We start from the raw sequence: 18,577 nt of genomic DNA on the forward strand, positions 1-18,577 counted from the left end.
ATCTTCTCCCCTTACTTCGCATAGTGCATTGACTGTTCTTTTAACGTTTCTACAAAGCTTGTGCCTGTTTTATATTGATTCGCTCGTAAAATAAACTTCTTCGCTACTTGAAGACAAATGCGTTCCGCTCTAGCACGTGCTTCCTCATTCTCAATACAAGTAATATCTTTCACTTTCGCTAGCCCAACAATACGACGAATTAACTCAAGGCCCGTCACTGCAGCCGTATCTTCTAATACAGATTGTAAATATACTTTGTTAAAGCCTTCTTCCTTCGCCATAATCTCGGTCACATGAATATTCCAAGCATCTAAAAACTTCTTCTTAAATAAATCAATTACCTCTACCATTGTCGATTGTAGCCAACCCATATACGTATCTTTCTCAGCTCCAAGCGCCATGGTCGCATCTGCATTCACCCAAGCAAACATTAAATTCGCCATTACATTCCCAACGTCATATCCCATTGGTCCATAAAAGGCAAACTCAGGATCAATAATCTTCGTGGAATCATTTTTCACAAAAACAGAACCAGTATGCAGATCACCATGAATAAGCGCCTGTGCATTCGTCATAAAAGAAAACTTAAGTTTTGCTACTTCTAAACGAAGCTCTTTATCACTATAAATATGCTCTCTAATCCATCCTTCATTTAACGGAAATAACTCGTTACGCTTATTATGATTTGTAAATGGCTCAGCGTAGACGAGGTCTTCTGTAATCTCACATAATTCAGGATTTATATAATTCTTCACAAGTTCCTTCTTCTCTTTATGATTCATTACAACATCCGATGTTAATAAGAGTGTGTTTACCAAAAAAGTCGTTACATCGTCAGCAAGCCTCGGAAATATTTGATGATTTATAAGTGCTGTACGTAATATTGTATGGTCCGATAAATCTTCCATTACGCAACAATTCATCACACTATCAAACAAATATACCTTTGGAACAAGCCCAGGTGCTAACTCCTCCTCTAACTGCAAAACATCCGATTCTATACGAATACGATTCGTCGACAACTTAAACTCGTCTGAAATGCGTGCTGTATGCCCAGCTTGCTTTACAATGACAGAAATCTTCTTCTGTTCATCCCAAACACGGAATACATAATTTAAATTACCATCGCCTATTTCTTTACACTGTAACCCCTTTGCATCCTCAAACTTACATAATTTCTCTTTCACATATACAATCACATCTTTAGCTTCCATTAAAAAATACTTCGTGAACTTAGACATGGTTTCCCCTCCACACTGATTGTAAGCGTTTTCTAAAAGCTATAAAAAATAATAGGGTGAAATTTTTTCATCCTATATTATATCTCCTTCTTTTTGAAAGGTATATCTAGGTTTTATTATATCTTGTTAACATCTTGAGTCAATGTTTCTATATTACTGCAATATGCTTCCTAATTATATATTTGAGATGACAAAAAATGTTCAAAAAGATTCTAATTCATTTTATTTTATTTATCGCACAATTCTTTGTAAAATAGAAATAAGCAATCCTTTTCAAATCCACAACTTCTAAGAAATATTCCCTTCCTAACAATTTATACTTACACCATGTCTCTAACATACGCACTACTCTTTTACATACTCGTTGAAAATCGATTACATGAAAACTACCTTTTAATTCTCTAACAACCTTAATTGAGAATAAATATTAATTAAATTGATATAAAGTTGGTTTATTCTCTTGACAAAATAACCACTTCTATATGATAATTAATATCGAATTAGAATTATTATAGTTAATTAAAAAATATATTTTATGAGCACACTATTTTTTGATGCTCAAAACCAACATTTAGGAGGAATTTTAATATGTTATTAATCGGCACAGAAGTAAAACCGTTTAAAGCTAATGCTTACCATAATGGAGAATTTATCCAAGTTACTGACGAAAGTTTAAAAGGAAAATGGAGTGTAGTTTGTTTCTACCCAGCTGACTTCACATTCGTTTGCCCAACTGAACTTGAAGACTTACAAAACCAATATGCAACTCTTAAAGACTTAGGCGTTGAAGTATACTCTGTATCTACAGACACTCACTTCACTCACAAAGCATGGCATGATAGCTCAGAAACTATCGGCAAAATCGAGTACATCATGATTGGTGACCCAACTCGCACAATCACTACAAACTTCAACGTTTTAATGGAAGAAGAAGGTCTTGCTGCTCGTGGTACATTCATCATCGATCCAGACGGCGTTATCCAATCTATGGAAATCAATGCTGACGGTATCGGCCGTGACGCAAGCATTCTTGTTAACAAAATTAAAGCAGCTCAATACGTACGTAACAACCCAGGTGAAGTTTGCCCAGCTAAATGGCAAGAGGGTTCTGCAACACTTAAACCAAGCCTTGACCTTGTAGGCAAAATCTAAGGAGTTCGATCAAAATGATACTAGATGCAGATATAAAAACACAACTATCCCAATACCTTCAGTTAATGGAGAACGATATTTTACTTAAAGTAAGCGCTGGAGACGATAACGTATCTAAAGATATGTTATCTCTAGTAGACGAATTAGCTACTATGTCATCTAAGATTACAGTAGAAAAAGTTGAATTAGAGAGAACACCAAGCTTTAGCGTAAATCGCCCTGGTGAAGACACTGGTGTCGTATTCGCTGGTATTCCATTAGGACACGAATTTACTTCATTAGTGTTAGCTTTACTACAAGTAAGTGGACGCGCTCCAAAAGTTGAACAAAAATTAATCGATCAAATTAAAAACATTCAAGGCGAATATCATTTTGAATCTTATATCAGCCTAAGTTGTCATAACTGTCCTGATGTTGTACAAGCTCTTAACGTAATGAGCGTTCTAAACTCTGGTATTACACATACTATGATTGATGGCGCTGCATTCAAAGAGGAAGTAGAAAGCAAAGACATCATGGCAGTACCAACAGTTTTCCTAAACGGCGAATCTTTCGGAAGCGGTCGTATGACACTTGAAGAAATTTTAGCTAAAATGGGTAACGGTCCAGATGCATCAGAGCTTTCTGATAAAGATCCATACGATGTTCTTGTTGTTGGTGGCGGCCCTGCTGGTGCAAGTGCAGCGATTTATGCAGCACGTAAAGGTATCCGCACTGGTATCGTTGCTGAGCGCTTCGGCGGTCAAGTAATGGATACTATGGGTATTGAGAACTTCATCAGCGTAAAACGCACTGAAGGTCCTAAGCTAGTAGCAAGTCTTGAAGAGCACGTAAAAGAATACGACATCGATGTAATGAATCTACAACGTGCGAAACGTTTAGAGAAAAAAGAACTTATTGAAGTGGAACTTGAAAACGGCGCTATTCTGAAAAGTAAGAGCGTAATCGTTTCAACAGGTGCTCGCTGGCGTAACGTTGGCGTACCAGGTGAAGCTGAGTTCAAAAATAAAGGTGTAGCATACTGCCCACACTGTGACGGTCCATTATTCATCGGAAAAGACGTAGCAGTTATCGGTGGAGGTAACTCTGGTATTGAAGCAGCTATCGACTTAGCAGGTATCGTTAAGCACGTAACTGTTCTTGAATTTATGCCAGAATTAAAAGCTGATGCTGTATTACAAGAGCGTCTTAACAGCTTACCAAACGTAACTGTTCTGAAAAACGTTCAAACGAAAGAAATCACTGGTACTGATAAAGTAAACGGTATTTCTTACATCGATCGTGAAACTGAGGAAGTTCATCACGTTGAATTACAAGGTGTATTCGTACAAATCGGTCTTGTGCCAAACACAGACTGGTTAGGCGAAACAGTTGAACGCGCTCGCGGTGAAATCGTAACAGACAAGCACGGCGCTACAAACGTACCAGGAGTGTTTGCTGCAGGTGACTGTACAAATAATCCGTACAAACAAATCATCATCTCTATGGGTTCAGGTGCAAACGCAGCTTTAGGTGCATTTGATTACTTAATCCGTAACTAATTTATAGACGTGAGTAAAGAAAAGCAGGTGCCAAGGCACCTGCTTTTTTATATTCTTAATGTATACACTAAAAATCTTTCATTCCCATTTTTCTCATAAGCACCAGGCAACCTTACTTCCCTCTTCAATTCAAACGCAGTCTGATTCTCCAAGAAGAAAATATAATCTTCAGAAGGATAGTATAAAATAATATCCACTTCTCTCTCTATTTCCTCTACCGAAAGCAAAATGTTATTGACTACGTTCATAAACACTTGTACAGAAAATGGATTAAAGAAATAAAACCGATTATCACGTGGATCAATCTCATATTCTTGCGCTAAACAACATTCAAACCCAATTTTATCTTTACTGTTTCTTACCTTTCGTGCATAACGCTCAAGATTATCCATTGCTTCTTTATAAAACTCTTCATTCATTTCAATTCCAACCGCTGAAGCATCACACTTATGATGCATGTAAAAGTTTAATCGTCCTTTTCCGCATCCGAAATCTACAACTCGGTCACTACGTTTTATCTCATATTGATTCAGTAACTCATCTAATCCGCTATATGGGGTCGGTTCATAACGGTGATAGTGCATAGACTTGTTAAACCCTTTTTGTTCACCTACTGTTTTTATATTTAAAACTGCATCATAATATTGTTCGTTCATTTTTTTCTCCTATTAAGAAATGGTACTTCTTATTATACACCATGTACTGGAGAAGGATTTTTCATCAAATTAATAGGTACGTGAAATTATATAAACGATTTTTTCAATATATCGACTTAACAACAAATTCCTACAAAAAAACAGGAGCTATCTAGCCCCTGTCCTCTAATACTTTCAATACAGTTTGTTTCAATATTTCTACTCCATCCATAATACAACTATGATCGAACTTCATATATGGATGGTGTAATCCAGGTTGTAGGTTGGCCCCTAGTCCAAGCATGACAGCTTTTAAATGTGGTCTCTTCACTGTGTAGTAATGGAAATCATCGCTTCCTGTCGTATACAGCGGTCCAGTGCACCCCTCTTCCCCGTATACTTCAAGAATGCCTTTTCGCATAAAGCGCTCAGCTTCTTCTGACACTTCAGCTCCTGGTGCAAGATCAATCCACTCATAACATACTTTAGATCCCATTGATTCCGCTGATAGAATTACTCGCTCTATTTTTTGCTTCAATTCATTTAGTAATATATTATTTTCTGCTCTTACATCTAAGCTAAAATGCCCGTTACCTGGAATGATATTTAAATTATCTCCACCAGCTTGGCACCTTGTCATCTTCACTGAATATGAACTTTGCGGTGGTAGCCATATATTTTTCAAACCGATATTGATCATAGAAATGACGTCAATTGCATTTATCCCTTGATGTGGGCGTGCCCCATGTGCATCATCTCCATGAATCGTTCCTTCTAAAAATCCTGCTGCTCCGTGACGAATAGACGGGGCAGCTTGTTTCAAAGGCAGTTCTTCAATCGGTCTTAAATGAACACCAAATAAGAAATCAGCATCATCTACAGCACCCTTCTCTACCATCTTTAAAGAACCATTTCCTTTTTCCTCTGCCGGCTGAAAAATAAATCTAACCGTTCCACTATCCCATCTCATATTTTTCAATTGTAAAATAAGCCCCATCACAATTGTCATATGAGCATCGTGACCACATGAATGATTCGCTTTAAACTCTCCGTCCACTTCTTGCCAAAGTGCATCCATATCGGCACGAATTGCAATAACTGGATTTCCGCTTCCAATTTCAGCAATCACGCCTGGGCAATCATCAAATATTTTATATGAAATTCCTTCTTCTTTTAAAAAGTTAGTAATATACGCTGTCGTTTCATACTCTTTCCAACTCACTTCAGGGTTTTCATGTAAATGCTGAAAAATTTCAGTTAACCGCTCTTGTAATTCTAATGTTTTCAAAGCTACATTCTCCTTCCCAAATTCCAAAACCATTCAGGTTAATTATACTTATGAAAAACAGATGTTTTTATGAACATATTGAATTTTAAGAAAAAAGTCAATTGTTTATTTTTAAACGTGATCGACAACTCACTTCATAACGATAGAACATTCCTTATTTTCTGTTTTTTATTGACGCTCATATCAATTTTTAGTTATTATAATTTAATAACGTCTATTTTGCGACAATTCTAAAAATACAAACATACATAATGAGGAGGCAGTTTATGAAAAAAGAAATACCTTTTGGCGTAGCAATAATCCCTATTATCATTACAGTTGCAGTTATGATGGTTACAATTGTTGTATTAAAACAAAGCCCTCACGTCCCACTTATTATCGGTACAACCGTTGCTTCTATCGTCGCTTGGCGTTACGGTTACAAATGGCACGATATTGAAGAAGCAATGTATAAAGGAATTCGCCTCGCATTACCCGCTATCGTTATCATTATTCTAGTAGGTTTAACGATCGGTGCTTGGATTGGCGGCGGAATCGTCGCAACAATGATTTATTACGGTTTAAATCTTTTAACTCCATCACTATTTTTAGTTTCAATTACAATTATTTGTTCTATTGTTGCATTAGCTATCGGTAGCTCTTGGTCTACAATGGGAACAATTGGGGTTGCAGGAATGGGAATTGGCCTAAGTATGGGAATCCCAGCTCCAATGGTTGCCGGTGCTATCATTTCCGGTTCTTATTTCGGCGATAAAATGTCACCGCTTTCAGACACGACAAACTTAGCTGCAGGATTAACAAATACAGATCTATTCACACATATTCGTCATATGTTATTTACTACAATTCCAGGTTTAATTATTACTCTTATCGTTTATGCGTTCTTAGGAAGAAGCTTCGGCGCTAACGATATTGATGCAAAAGGTATCGATCAAACGTTACAAGTATTGCAACAAAACTTTGTTATCTCGCCTTTCCTATTAATCATACCTGTAGTCGTTATGATATTGGTCGCTAAAAAAGTTCCTGCTATACCAGCCATTCTCGTAGGTATTATTTTAGGGTTTTTATCACAAGTCTTTATCCAAGGTGGTTCTGTCTCGGCATCTGTCGGTGCACTCCAAAATGGATTTGTCATAGACACTGGCAACAAGCTAGTAGACGAACTCTTTAACCGCGGTGGCTTAGATTCGATGATGAATACAGTTTCTATGACAATTGTCGCTATGACTTTTGGAGGAGTATTAGAACATACTGGCATTCTTCGCTCAATTGTAAATCAAATTTTAAAATTAGCGACATCAGCAAAAGGACTTATCGCTTCTACTATCGCATCTTGCTTTGCAACAAACCTTACTTGCTCTGAACAATATATTTCGATTGTTGTTCCTTCAAGAATGTACGCAAATGCATACACAGAAAAAGGACTACATTCTAAAAATTTATCCAGAGCATTAGAAGATGGCGGAACATTAACTTCTGTTTTCGTACCTTGGAATACATGTGGTGTATTTATACTCGCAACACTTGGAGTTGGCGCATTCGAATATGCTCCTTATGCTATATTGAATTTCATCGTACCTATTATTTCAATCATTTACGGTATAACTGGTCTCACAATTACGAAACTATCAGACATTGAAAAAGCGGAACTACTAAAAAAACAAAAGGCACAACTAGAAGCTTAAAGATACCGGTAAATTCATTTCATATATTGCGCGGGGGCGCCCTTGTTGATAGGGCATTTCCTCGCCGCAAATATGAGCATACCCATAATCAACTAGTTTCTTTAATAACCTTTCTGTCGATCGCCGAGTCACTTGTAAGTATTCAGAAAGATCCGCTGCTGTAAACTTCAATGACGGATGTGATTGACTAAATTGAATAATTTTTGATAAGTTTGCTGGACTCAGTTTCGTTTCCTTCGCTATTTTCATTAGTTCTGGGTTGTCATTCTTCAAACTTTGTACTCTCTGTTCTTTCGGGAACGGACCAAATAGTTCTTTATCACTTGTTAGTATATAAAAACAGTGGTCTATTGGATTATTCTTCGCGAAACTTTGAGCGATTTTAGCATTTTGCTCTGCTTCCTTCACAGTTTTTCCGTAACCAAATCCAATAGCTATCGTTCCTTCTATACTCGCAAATAAATGATTTATCATATTTGTTTTTATAATCGATTCAATATCACCACGCGTCGTATACAAAATGAATGTCATTTCATCAACTTTTTTAAATGAACCGCGTAGTTCTTTTGAAATGACATCTAATTGCTCAAGCAAACCTTCTCGTAATTCTAAAGAAGAAATCATACAAGCACCAACGGTAGCTGAATGGCTTTTTGCTAACTCAGCTTTTATTTTCGCATCTTTTAACCCATGTATAATGGATTGCTTCGGATCTATCATACGCTCTGAAGGAATACCTATTTTTTGAAGTTCATCATAGACAGCGTGAATACTAGTTAAAGCTAAATGAGCATCTCCAGATTGATATTTAGCTACATGAAAATCAATAACTCTATTTATTTCATCTTTACTCCACAGCATATTTTCATAATCTAACACTTGTGGACTTTCTTTTATACCGATATCATGGAACACATTTGTAATGAATGAGCGGTCTACTAAATCAATTGAAATGTTATGTGGTTGAATACGTTGATGATACATGACAGAAAGAATGGAAGATGCGACAGTTGTCTCGTCTTGCTGTAAGTACGTACTTGGAATTCGTAATTGTTCTCTTATTTCTTTTGCCATATAATAAGGTAAAGCACCTGAGAAAAAGATGAAATCACAAGGCTTTAAACGCTTCAAAAGTTCAGAAGATTCCGCCGGATGGAGGTAAATGTATGGATCAATCTCTATTTCTTCTAGTTTATGAGCAATAGGTAAAAGATTCTCCATAAACTCCTTTGAACCGACAACTGCAATTTTTATCATCATTTTCTCTAACTCCTTATCATTAATTAACGACTATTTAACGTCAACTATATCAAATGTACAAAACTATTGTAAACAGGAAGGGGTTTCTATTCAATGAAAATTACAGCTATTCATCTTTACGCAATTCGTTTACCACTTCGCAATCCGTTTGTTATTAGTTATGGTTCTTATTCTGATATGCCTTCTATTATCGTCAAAATGGAAACAGATGAAGGCATTATCGGTTACGGTGAGGGCGTTGCTGATGATCACGTTACAGGCGAATCATGGGAAAGTACTTTCCATACTTTAAAACATACACTTGCACCTGCTCTCATCGGACAAAATCCAATGAATATCGAGAAAATACACGATATGATGGACAATACAATTTACGGTGTGCCTACTGCGAAGGCCGCGATTGATATTGCTTGTTTTGATATAATGGGCAAAAAATTAAATCAGCCTGTATATCAATTAATTGGCGGGCGCTACCATGAAGACTTCCCTGTCACTCACGTCTTAAGTATTGCTAATCCAGAGGACATGGCAGAAGAAGCTGCCTCTATGATTCAGAAAGGTTACCAATCTTTCAAAATGAAAGTCGGTACAAATGTAAAAGAAGATGTAAAACGTATTGAAGCTGTACGTGAACGTGTAGGAAGTGATATCGCGATTCGTGTTGATGTAAACCAAGGGTGGCAAAATAGTGCAAACACATTAACGGCCCTTCGTTCATTAGATCATTTAAACATCGACTGGATTGAACAGCCTGTTGTCGCAGACGATATTGACGCAATGGCTCACATTCGCTCTAAAACAGACCTTCCGCTTATGATTGATGAAGGATTAAAAGGTTCTCGTGAAATGCGCCAAATCATTAAATTAGACGCGGCTGATAAAGTGAATATAAAACTAATGAAATGCGGCGGCATATATCCCGCTGTAAAACTCGCTCATCAAGCAGAAATGGCCGGCATTGAATGCCAAGTGGGATCAATGGTCGAATCATCTGTTGCCTCTTCCGCAGGGTTTCATGTCGCTTTCTCAAAGAAAATCATTACGAGCGTTGAACTTACAGGTCCATTAAAGTTCACGAAAGACATCGGAAACTTACATTACGACGTACCATTTATTCGCTTAAACGAAAAGCCAGGACTCGGCATTGAAATAAATGAAGATACATTACAAGAACTAACCGTCTTTCAAGACGTTGTACGCTAAAGGAGGACTATCATATGACGGTTCTATACGAAGGAACATTAAAACAAAATAACGAATCATTTCACGTTACATTACTATCACTTGAGCATATCGAACACATCTTATCACTACAAAACGTTGTAGTTGAGGCGCTAGAAGAGAAAAGTCGCTTACAACCACTCTCGTTAGAAGAATTTCAATACATTCTAGGAGGAAACGGCATGATGATCGGCGCTTTTATCGACAACGAACTCATCGCATTTCGTGCCCTACTCGTCCCTCCTATCGACGAAGAACATTTAGGACTTGATATTGGCATACCAGAAAGCGAACTACATCGCGTCATCTATCAAGAAATATCAAATGTTCATCCAAACTGCCGAGGAAATGGGATGCAAAAAATATTAGCAACAGTCATCATGGATGAATTACAAAAAGAAGATAGCAAATACGACTATGTTTGCTGCACCGTTGCTCCTTTTAACATTCCAAGTTTGAAGGATAAATTTGCACAAGGGATGGAGATTGCTGCGCTGAAAGAGAAGTATGGTGGTAGTCTGCGGTATGTTTTTGTGAAGGAATTGCGTGGAGGCAAGGAAGAAAATTGGACGGATGTTAAGAGTGTTCCGATGAGTGACGCTGGTGGACAGCAGGCGTTGCTTTCGGAAGGGTATCGTGGGTATGAGATGGTAAAAATAGACGATACTTTTATTGTGAAGTTTGGACGGTAATCTATAAGTAAAAAGGAAGGGGTATCCCTTCCTTTTTACTTTCTCTTCACCAAACGATTCTATGGTAACTGAAATTATATCAACGATTTTTCGAGTATATCTATCATTACTCACAATATATCAACGATTTTTCAAATATATCTATCGTAACTTACAATATATCAACGATTCGACGATAAATTTCGATTTACCGATAAAAATCGATATTCCTTACTAAACCGTCATCTTCCAACTAGATAACGCTAACCAATTCTCCATTTCCTTATAATCGGGCATTATCTTCCCGACAAGACGCCAAAAAGAGCGATCATGATTTAAATGAACCATATGGCACATTTCATGAACAACTACATAATCAATTACTTGCTGTGGTGCCATCGCTAACTTCCAATTAAATGTTAGCTGTAAATTTGAATCACAAGTTCCCCACGTACGACTACTATCTGTAATACGAATAGAACGTGGTTTTGTTTTGAAGTTACTTTGATGCACTTTAATACTCTTCTCTACTAATGACTTACACTGCTTATAGTAAAATCGTTTTAAAGCCTGCTGGACTTTCTCATCCTTAAGCTCTTTCACATAAATATGTAGCTTATTACCTTCAAACACTGCATTGTCTTGCGTAATACTTGCATCTTGAGAAATCTGTATCGGATACGTATTCCCTAAATACAGAAAACCCTCTCCTTGATCATAAGCCTTTTCCTGTGGACCACGCACTCTCTCCTGCATTTCCTTACGTGTTTTCTGAATCCAATCCCATTTCTCCTCTAGCAACTGGACTAAGTATTCAACAGGCGTCCCTTTCGGAGCTTGCACTTCCACATTTCCGTACGAATCTACAAAAAGACGCACAGACTTTTTCTTCTTATAAGTTATATGAAAATTAATTGTCTCACCTAAATATGTATGTACCATTTCATCACCTAGCATATTATTTTTACAAATAAAAAAGAGTAGGATACGAACATCCTACTCTATCTATTATATCATTTACTGCTTTAACGAACTTATTATCCTCTATACTTTACGCCTAATCCCTTAATGAAATTCCTTGCGTATCTATCGCCGCACTCTTTGTAATTTTTATGGCCTTTTTTTCTTAACAGAGCACCTAACTCTCCTTTTGTTACCGTAACGCCTACACTATCTAATATATCAAGTACATCTTCACTCGTTAATGAAAGTGCAATTTTCATTTTCTTTAAAAGAAGGTTATTGGCACTCTCCTTGCTTTGTACAGGAGCCGGTTGCCCTGGTTTCGGATCTTGCTTTCCTCTTTTTAAAGTAATAAATCCATTTAAAAATGCCTCTAACATCATCATATCGCATGTTAGGACATACTCATCTTCGATTACATCGTCATCTTCAGCTTCATGCTGAGGAGCTCTCTTTATTTTTGTAAGCATATCAACTACGTCTTCTTTCGTTACTTCCATACCACCAAGTTTAAAGATTTCTACCATATCTATATCTTTTATATCTAAAGCGTATCTTACTCTTTTTAATATATCGTTGTTGCTCATTGCCATTGTTTTGCCTCCTGAAATGTTGATTATAGTAATGCTTTTAGCATGTGTAAATTAATGTCGTTAAGTTACTACTTTAACATTTTAGGTGGAGGTTTTGTAGTCTTAGGTGGATTAATGCTTATGGGGATGATTTTCAAACAGCAACATATGTTGTTTAGGTACTTTAAATTATCCATTTTAACCCAATTAATTTATAATGTTAACAGAATTAATATGGGAGGGAATCAATATTGAATTATCTAATTGGTTATAAAGATGCTGAACGAAACTTCGGACATGAGGACCCAATGCTAAGAGAATATACATATGGAGAGTCAGGATCTAATACCGAAAAGCTCCTAAAAGTACAAAAGGGAGATTTTCTATTCTTTCATAAAACAATACATAACAAGCGCTATATAACCGCATATTATATGGTCGAAGAGGTCGCGCTTATAAAAGATATCAAACAGAATCGGCTAATAATGAATAAATATGATAATCCTCACCTAAAGAAAGAGATAAAGCAACTGACACCAAGCGAATGTATTGCGTTTGGAAATCCTATTCAATCTAAGGTCCTTCAAGTTCCTTTGGAAATTACACCTGAATTACTGAGTAAATTATCAAGGCCTGCAAATCTTAATCCTAGTCAAACCTTGTTAAGTGCAATTTCTTCTGCTCTTCGCACTTGGAAAGAATTGAATCCATCTGATATCAATTTATTGTTAGAGTTAATTGAACAAAATGAGTCTAAAGGTAGACTCACTAATAGAATTTTAACCGCTGAAGAAGTATTTCAAATTTTAGAAAGAGATATCGAAAAATTCATCATTTCTAACCCTGCAATACTTGGTGCAAACTATATAATTGAAAAATCACAGCATATCTTCTCAGATGAATCACGTTTAGATTTGTTACTAAGAGATACTTCTAATAACGAATTTATTGTAGTAGAAATTAAGAAAGGGCCTATTGATCGAAATGCTTTAAATCAAATTAAACATTATATCAAACTATGTAAAAAAGAGTTAAAATTACATACTGTAAAAGGTATTTTAGTTGGTAATGGGATAGCTCCTTCCTTTGAAGATGATATTAATAAAGCAAAAAAGGATGAGATAATCGTGCGAAATTATGGTTGGGGGTTTACGATTAATTAACACACTTGAAAATGGACTACCCTGATATAGGTTAGTCCATTTCTTGTTATGCACCTCTAATTTAGTGGGCAACTCAAACATGAATGTTACGCAAAATTCAGGTGAAATATATTGATTATGTTTACTTAGGTTTTACTTTTTATTTGTGGTACGGTTCACCGTAACTAATCTAAATAAAGTTATTGTTTATTATTTTTATAATTAAATTTAACAAAAAAGGTAGTGCCTTCCGATCCTGTTTGAATTTCAATTTTTGCATTATGACGGGCAGCAATGGCATAACATATGCCTAACCCCAATCCAGTTCCATTATCTTTGGTCGTGTAAAATGGAGTACCCAGTTTCTCTAATACTTCAGGCCTGATACCTTTTCCTTGATCCCGCACTGCAAGCACCACACAATTTTGACCTTCTTTGTAGGTGCTAATGGTTAGAGCTTTCTCTGTGCCCATCGCTTCTAAGCCATTACGATATAGGTTTATTAATAATTGCCGTATCTCATTACGATTTAAAAGTAATTCCGGAATGTCATTTGTATCGACTTGAATATATTTATTTTGATTATACGTATCAATCTTTATTAAAGGAATAATATCGCGGATAATTGAATTTAAATCTAACATCTGCAAATCTGATTTCTTTGTATTACCCATTGAGAGAAATTCAGTAATAATAGAATTGGCACGGTCAAGTTCTTCAATCATTAAATTAAAATGCTTATTATGTTTCTCATAGGTGGGCTCTTCTTTTAATAACTGCAAAAATCCTCGTACTGTTGTCATTGGATTTCTAATCTCATGGCTGATGCCTGCTGCCATTTGCCCTATTAAATCTAGGTTCGATAACCTTTTCAATTCCTGCTCATATTGCTTTTTTTCCGTTATGTTTTTAAAAATACAACAAATACCATCATCATACGGGTATGCAATAACTTCGTGCCAATATTCATCAGAGGTAGAAAAAAATTCGAAACAAACTGTAGTTCGCTCTGACATTGCACGATGAAGTTCCTTATACATAACTTCGTCAACGCTACTTGGGAAAATACCCCATATATTCTTGCCTAATACATCTTTTGCTGTTTTTCTTTGTGGAAAATATTGATGCTTATTTACGTACGTAAATGCCCATGTATTATTCAAAGTAAAAAATCCATCCGTAATACTTTCAATCACACTTGTAACTTTTTCATTAGCAACAGCCAGTTCTCTCGTTCGCTCTTCCACCATGCTTTCAAGTCGATCCATATATAACAAGTTGGAAAATGTAGGCGCTGTGGCATCAACGATAGATTTTGCCAGTTGCATTTGGGAATTATCATAATTGTGAGCTTTTCCCTCTTTGCCAACGACGATTACCCCTAATACTTCTCCCATTGAAACCAATGGAATCATCTGTAGACCCTTACAATCTATTTTTTTTGTTTGAATAACCTCTTGGATCTTGGCTTCATAGCTTTTCTCCATCCAATCCGCTTCTGTCCAATCACAGTCCTTGCTTAACTTCGTTGTTTTAATCGTGGTTTTGTCTAGCGGGTCTAAAAGGTGGGCAGCCATGTTTTTACTCTCTAAAATCTGTCCTAAGTAAAGAAAACATTTACCAAAACTCTCCTGTATCGAGGAACACATTGATAAATCACGGGTAACATTTAGTAACAGCTGCTTCTCGGCAATAAGGTTTTCCTTTTGAGTTAAATTATTTGCGTTTTGAATTGCGACCGCGGCCATATTTACATAAGCTTCAACACTTTGAATTTCTGAATTTGTTAAGTTCATTGGAACTCCATAATCAAATAAAAAAACCAGACCAAATAACTCTTGCCCAAATGAGATAGGTAGAGCTAATAAGGACTTAATTTTGAACGCAGCAACTGGTCTCGAATCCGGCCGATCATCCTTTGATGTATCAGGGATATAAATGGTTTGTTTTTTTTGTTTCAATAACTTCTTTTGCTAGTAAGTCTATTTCAGGATCGATTACCTGAGTATCGAGCGTTACGCCATTTATTGTCTCTGGTTTTCCTGCAAACCCTCTAAATGTTCCATCTTCCTGGGGTAAATAAATTCCAACAGCGTTGCACTTAACAATCTCCTCTGATATAGCCATTGTTACACGCTGCAATACTTCACGTAGTTCTAATTTTGTATTTATGATTTTTGTTATATTCGCGAGCCTAGAATATCTCGCCTGATCACTTAACATTCACATGGCCTCCAATTATAGGCATAATAAAATAAACATGATACTATCATTGAAAATCAAGACCAACCATTTTCGATTTTCTCCTGTATTCTTTTCTTACCCTTGTTCGACATAGAATACCGCCCTTACTTATAATACGGTTCACCTTAATTAAAATGAAACAGTGTAACTTTCAAAAGTTACACTGTTTCACTACCTTCTATCACATTAACACTCGCCTCAAACTTATCAAGCAACGCACGCACTTCATCAGTCGATTTCGTACTCATCAATTGATTTCTTAGTTCAGCAGCTCCAGGGAAGCCTTTTACATAAATTTTGAAGAAGCGATGTAATCCTGTAATGGAGCGTGGTAGTACTTCTGCATATTGATCTTGAAGATCAAGTTGTAGTCTTAAAAGATCAAGGTGTTCTTTACTGCTATGCTCTCTTGGCTCTTTTTCAAAAGCAAATGGATTTTTAAAGATGCCTCGTCCAATCATTACGCCATCAATACCGTATTTTTCAGCAAGTTCCAGCCCCATTTTACGATCAAGGATGTCTCCATTGATTGTTATTAGCGTATTTGGTGCAATGCGGTCACGTAATTTTTTTATTTCCGGAATTAGTTCCCAGTGCGCATCTACTTGGCTCATTTCTTCTCTTGTACGTAAGTGAATAGAAAGGTTTGCAATATCTTGTTTGAAAATGTGCGTTAACCAATCTTCCCACTCGCTTAACTCTTTAAAGCCAAGTCGTGTTTTTACGCTGACAGGTAGTCCGCCCGCTTTTGCTGCTTGGATAAGTTCTGCCGCAACGTCTGGACGTAGAATAAGGCCACTCCCTTTTCCTCTTGATGCAACGTTCGGTACAGGGCATCCCATATTAATATCGATACCTTTAAATCCTAGCTCTGCCATACCAATACTCATTTGGCGGAAGTATTCAGGGTTATCTCCCCAAATATGCGCCACGATCGGTTGTTCATCTTCTGTGAAAATTAAACGGCCACGTACACTTTTCATACCTTCTGGATGACAATAGCTATCCGAGTTTGTGAACTCTGTGAAGAATACGTCTGGGCTACCAGCTTCACTTACTACGTGACGAAAAACAACGTCTGTCACATCTTCCATTGGTGCAAGTACGAAAAATGGTCGTGGTAAATCACGCCAAAAATTATCTATCATTTCAAATTCAAATCCTCTCACTATGAATACAATTTCAAACTCTCAATTTATAATTTGTGAAAATCAGCAATATTTATTTTAACTAAAATCGCTTATAAATGGTATTTTTGTAAACCAAAAAGCAGATGGTATAGATTTTCCTATATCAACTGCTTTTCTATTATACCAACTTAAGCCAAGCTACACACTCAACATGAGTCGTATGCGGGAACATATCAACAGGTTGTACTTCCTGTGTTTTATATCCGCCTTCTTCTAGTACTTTTAAGTCACGTGCCAATGTTGCGGGATTACATGATACGTATACGACGCGTTTTGGCTTCATGTCGATGATTGTGTTTAGTAGTGCATCATCACAACCTTTACGCGGTGGATCTACGACCATTGTGTCGGCGATTATGCCTTCTTTGTACCATTTTGGAATAACTACTTCTGCTTCTCCTACGCCAAACTCAGCGTTTGTCATGTTGTTTAGTGCTGCGTTTCGGTTTGCGTCTTCGATTGCTTCTGGGACGATTTCAACGCCGTACACTTTTTTCGCTTTTTGCGCTAGGAATAAGGAAATTGATCCAATTCCGCAATAGGCATCAATTACTGTTTCGTTACCATCTAGTTTTGCATATTCTAACGTTTTATCGTATAACACTTTCGTTTGTTCTGGGTTTACTTGATAGAATGAACGTGCTGAAATTGCAAATTTAATGTCACCGATAAAGTCATAAATGTATTCTGATCCGTACAGTACTGTCGTCGTGTCTCCGAAGATTACGTTTGTACGTTTCGTGTTTACGTTTTGAACAATCGATTTTACTTCTGGGAATTTCGCTGCAATTTCTTCAATGATTGCTTTTTTGTTTGGTAATTCTGCTGTACGAGTAATGAAGACAAGCATAATTTCCCCTGTTACTTGTCCGTAACGAGCCATTACGTGGCGAAGTGTTCCTTTGTTACGCTCTTCGTTGTATGCCGAAATACCGTGTTTTTCACAAATACGTTTTACTTCCTGGATTAATGCATCGTTTTCTTCTGCCTGAATTAAACATGATTCCATATTAATAATGTCATGTGTTCCTTGGCGATAAAAACCAGCGACAAGTCCACCTTCACGTTCTCCAATTGGTACTTGTGCTTTGTTACGGTATACCCATGGGTTCTTCATACCAAGTACAGGGTGCACAGGAACATCGCTTAATCCGCCAATGCGCTGCATAACGTCACGTACTTGTTTTTCTTTCGCTTGTAATTGTCCTTCATATGTTAAGTGCTGAAGCTGACAACCGCCGCACTGATTGTACACTGGGCATTCTGCATCTTTACGATATGGGCTCTCTGTATGAAGCTTCATTAAACGACCGAATGCGAAGTTTTTCTTCACTTTAATAATTTTAATTTGTGCTTCTTCACCTGGTAATCCGTTTTTAACGAAAATAGGATAGCCCTTTACTTTCGCAACACCGGCACCATCATGTGTTAAATCTTCAAATACTACATCTATAAACTCGTTTTTTTCAACTGGTGGCGTCATTTTTATACTCATTTTCCGACCTCTCTTTTTCATAACACTGCGTTACATTTTATCATACTTATATGGTCTATTTCTATCGGAAGAAAAAAAGCTATTGACGATAGTTCTCTGTTAATGTTACGCTACTACTAATTTAATACGGACGATGTTACCTCATATATATTCGATAATATGGATCGAGAGTTTCTACCCGGCAACCTTAAATTGCTGGACTATGGGGAAAACTAATGAATATTAGCCTATGTGCAAAAAAGGACTCATATTGATTAGCTTTCTCTCATAGATG

The 18,577-nt window shown here is 36.8% G+C and carries 14 protein-coding genes, 1 pseudogene and 1 riboswitch; of the genes and pseudogenes, 6 read left to right on the plus strand and 9 right to left on the minus strand.

Going from position 1 to position 18,577, the window contains the following annotated elements; translation table 11 throughout:
* Positions 1-11: 11 nt before the first annotated feature.
* A complete protein-coding gene (mtnK, locus tag JDS82_RS20670; RefSeq protein ID WP_199713850.1) occupies positions 12-1,241 on the minus strand; it encodes an S-methyl-5-thioribose kinase in 1,230 nt (409 codons plus the stop codon).
* Positions 1,242-1,829: 588 nt separating this feature from the next.
* Between mtnK and ahpC the strand changes: the two genes are divergently transcribed.
* A complete protein-coding gene (gene ahpC, locus JDS82_RS20675; RefSeq protein ID WP_000924420.1) occupies positions 1,830-2,393 on the plus strand; it encodes an alkyl hydroperoxide reductase subunit C in 564 nt (187 codons plus the stop codon).
* A 14-nt stretch (positions 2,394-2,407) separates the two neighbouring features.
* Positions 2,408-3,934, plus strand: coding sequence for an alkyl hydroperoxide reductase subunit F (ahpF, locus tag JDS82_RS20680; protein WP_000599513.1), 1,527 nt, complete (start codon positions 2,408-2,410; stop codon positions 3,932-3,934).
* A 47-nt stretch (positions 3,935-3,981) separates the two neighbouring features.
* On the opposite strand, the gene JDS82_RS20685 is transcribed toward ahpF, so the two are convergent.
* Positions 3,982-4,590 (minus strand): SAM-dependent methyltransferase, encoded by a 609-nt coding sequence (locus JDS82_RS20685; RefSeq protein ID WP_199713851.1) that lies wholly within the window; start codon positions 4,588-4,590, stop codon positions 3,982-3,984.
* 151 nt (positions 4,591-4,741) lie between these two features.
* A complete protein-coding gene (locus JDS82_RS20690; protein ID WP_075311988.1) occupies positions 4,742-5,857 on the minus strand; it encodes a M20 peptidase aminoacylase family protein in 1,116 nt (371 codons plus the stop codon).
* 266 nt (positions 5,858-6,123) lie between these two features.
* Between JDS82_RS20690 and nhaC the strand changes: the two genes are divergently transcribed.
* On the plus strand, positions 6,124-7,545 hold the full coding sequence (nhaC, locus tag JDS82_RS20695) for a Na+/H+ antiporter NhaC (protein WP_199713852.1): 1,422 nt from the start codon (positions 6,124-6,126) through the stop codon (positions 7,543-7,545).
* On the opposite strand, the gene JDS82_RS20700 is transcribed toward nhaC, so the two are convergent.
* On the minus strand, positions 7,534-8,805 hold the full coding sequence (locus JDS82_RS20700; protein ID WP_199713853.1) for a transcriptional regulator: 1,272 nt from the start codon (positions 8,803-8,805) through the stop codon (positions 7,534-7,536). The genes nhaC and JDS82_RS20700 overlap by 12 nt on opposite strands.
* Positions 8,806-8,898: 93 nt before the next feature.
* Between JDS82_RS20700 and JDS82_RS20705 the strand changes: the two genes are divergently transcribed.
* Together JDS82_RS20705 and JDS82_RS20710 are read left to right on the plus strand one after the other, a co-directional pair.
* Positions 8,899-10,008, plus strand: a complete 1,110-nt coding sequence (locus JDS82_RS20705) for a mandelate racemase/muconate lactonizing enzyme family protein (protein ID WP_000704478.1) — start codon at positions 8,899-8,901, stop codon at positions 10,006-10,008.
* 14 nt (positions 10,009-10,022) lie between these two features.
* Positions 10,023-10,718: a GNAT family N-acetyltransferase gene (locus JDS82_RS20710; protein WP_199713854.1), complete on the plus strand. Its 696-nt coding sequence runs from the start codon at positions 10,023-10,025 to the stop codon at positions 10,716-10,718.
* Between the two features lie 213 nt (positions 10,719-10,931).
* On the opposite strand, the gene JDS82_RS20715 is transcribed toward JDS82_RS20710, so the two are convergent.
* Complete coding sequence (locus JDS82_RS20715; protein ID WP_199713855.1) at positions 10,932-11,639, minus strand: M48 family metallopeptidase; 708 nt, start codon at positions 11,637-11,639, stop codon at positions 10,932-10,934.
* A 95-nt stretch (positions 11,640-11,734) separates the two neighbouring features.
* Positions 11,735-12,253 (minus strand): YehS family protein, encoded by a 519-nt coding sequence (locus JDS82_RS20720; protein ID WP_071743090.1) that lies wholly within the window; start codon positions 12,251-12,253, stop codon positions 11,735-11,737.
* Between the two features lie 230 nt (positions 12,254-12,483).
* Here JDS82_RS20720 and JDS82_RS20725 point away from each other — a divergent pair, with 230 nt between their 5' ends.
* Positions 12,484-13,395, plus strand: a complete 912-nt coding sequence (locus JDS82_RS20725; RefSeq protein ID WP_199713856.1) for an endonuclease NucS domain-containing protein — start codon at positions 12,484-12,486, stop codon at positions 13,393-13,395.
* A gap of 179 nt (positions 13,396-13,574) precedes the next feature.
* Here the strand turns inward: JDS82_RS20725 and JDS82_RS20730 are convergent.
* The 3 genes and pseudogenes from JDS82_RS20730 to rlmD all read right to left on the minus strand — a co-directional run bounded on the left by JDS82_RS20730 (position 13,575) and on the right by rlmD (position 18,303).
* Positions 13,575-15,597 (minus strand): annotated as a pseudogene (locus JDS82_RS20730) (GAF domain-containing sensor histidine kinase).
* A 179-nt stretch (positions 15,598-15,776) separates the two neighbouring features.
* Positions 15,777-16,766: a tRNA dihydrouridine synthase gene (locus JDS82_RS20735; protein WP_199713857.1), complete on the minus strand. Its 990-nt coding sequence runs from the start codon at positions 16,764-16,766 to the stop codon at positions 15,777-15,779.
* Between the two features lie 160 nt (positions 16,767-16,926).
* Positions 16,927-18,303 carry a 23S rRNA (uracil(1939)-C(5))-methyltransferase RlmD gene (gene rlmD / locus JDS82_RS20740; protein WP_000023589.1) on the minus strand — a complete coding sequence of 459 codons (1,377 nt, stop codon included), beginning with the start codon at positions 18,301-18,303 and terminating at the stop codon, positions 16,927-16,929.
* A gap of 121 nt (positions 18,304-18,424) precedes the next feature.
* Positions 18,425-18,526: riboswitch (purine riboswitch) on the plus strand.
* Positions 18,527-18,577 lie beyond the last annotated feature (51 nt).

This window comes from Bacillus cereus group sp. N14 (genome assembly GCF_016483555.1).
GTDB classification, from domain to species: Bacteria; Bacillota; Bacilli; order Bacillales; family Bacillaceae_G; genus Bacillus_A; species Bacillus_A wiedmannii.